The 1,116-nt window shown below is 67.7% G+C and carries 1 protein-coding gene; it reads left to right on the plus strand.

Annotated elements, in window-relative coordinates; genetic code table 11:
• The first annotated feature begins 208 nt into the window (after window positions 1-208).
• Window positions 209-1,075, plus strand: a complete 867-nt coding sequence (locus tag AOK24_RS44565) for a hypothetical protein (protein ID WP_055725491.1) — start codon at window positions 209-211, stop codon at window positions 1,073-1,075.
• Window positions 1,076-1,116: the final 41 nt, after the last annotated feature.

The following is a 1,116-nucleotide window of genomic DNA, read 5'->3' on the forward strand; positions in this document are numbered from 1 at the left end:
ACCTACACCTCCGCACCGTCCCCCAACCCCTCCTCGACGGCCCCACCCCGACAAACCCGGAAGTGACCTTCCAGCACACCTGAGCCTCACCCGAACGAGTGATCATCACCCGGTTGGCGGACTCGACGCGGGCGCGCGGTCCTACGATCACGGCGTTCACAGTGAGTAACCGATGAAGGACGCCGTGGTCAGTTCACCGCATGAAGCAATGCACCGGATCCTCCGAGAGGACCCCGGCCTCTTCGCCCGCGCCGCCAGATCGATCGGCCTGCCGTTTCCGGACGTCGACTCCAGTACCGAACTGTCGACCGAGTGCACCGAGACCCACCCGCTGGAACGGCGGGTGGACAGCCTGCTGAGCATCACCACCGTCCACGGCGAGAACTACCTCCTCGCCGTGGAGGCCCAGCGGAAGAGGGACGAGGACAAGCCGGCCAGCTGGGCCTACTACCTCAGCCACCTCTACACCAAGTACAAGATCCCCCCGGTCCTGGTCGTCATCTGCGAGGACCGCGCTACGGCGAAATGGGCCGCCCAGCACTTCGACATCGGCCCGAGCCAGTGGAGCGCCCTCACCCTGCGCCCCATCGTCCTGGGCCCGGACAACGTCCCGATCGTCACCACCCGGGAGGAGGCGGCCCGCGACATCCCCATGACCGTTCTCTCCGCGATCCTCCACCACCGCGACCCGGGCAGCCGCGCCATACTGGAAGCACTGGCGCCCGCCCTGCAGGACCTGTTCCAACACGACGAAGAAGCCGCGGAACGCTTCATCGAACTCACCGCCCAGGGCCTGGGGACAGGCACACTGGCCGAACGCTGGAGGGAACTCATGGCCATGGACACCTCATTCTTCGTCTCCCCCCTGTCGGAGGGCATCCGGGACGAAGGCCGGGCGGAGGGCCAGGCGAAGAGCATCCTGCGTCTGCTGGACCGCCGTGGTGTCCCCGTTTCCGAGGCCGACCGCGACCGCATCACGTCCTGTACCGACCTGGCCGTCCTGGACCGCTGGTTCGACCGGGCCATCACGGCGACTACGACGGACGAGGTCTTCGCGGGAGACGCGTCCGACTGACCCGTGCGCCCCCCTCGCCAAAAAGGCAACCGCCCCCCGCC

The sequence above is a fragment of the Streptomyces niveiscabiei genome (assembly GCF_001419795.1).
In the GTDB taxonomy this organism is placed as follows: Bacteria; Actinomycetota; Actinomycetes; order Streptomycetales; family Streptomycetaceae; genus Streptomyces; species Streptomyces niveiscabiei.

What these genes read in the sequence shown, in the direction of transcription:
- AOK24_RS44565 (WP_055725491.1), top strand. Translation starts at nt 209, where the DNA reads ATGCACCGGATCCTCCGAGAGGACCCCGGCCTCTTCGCCCGCGCCGCC.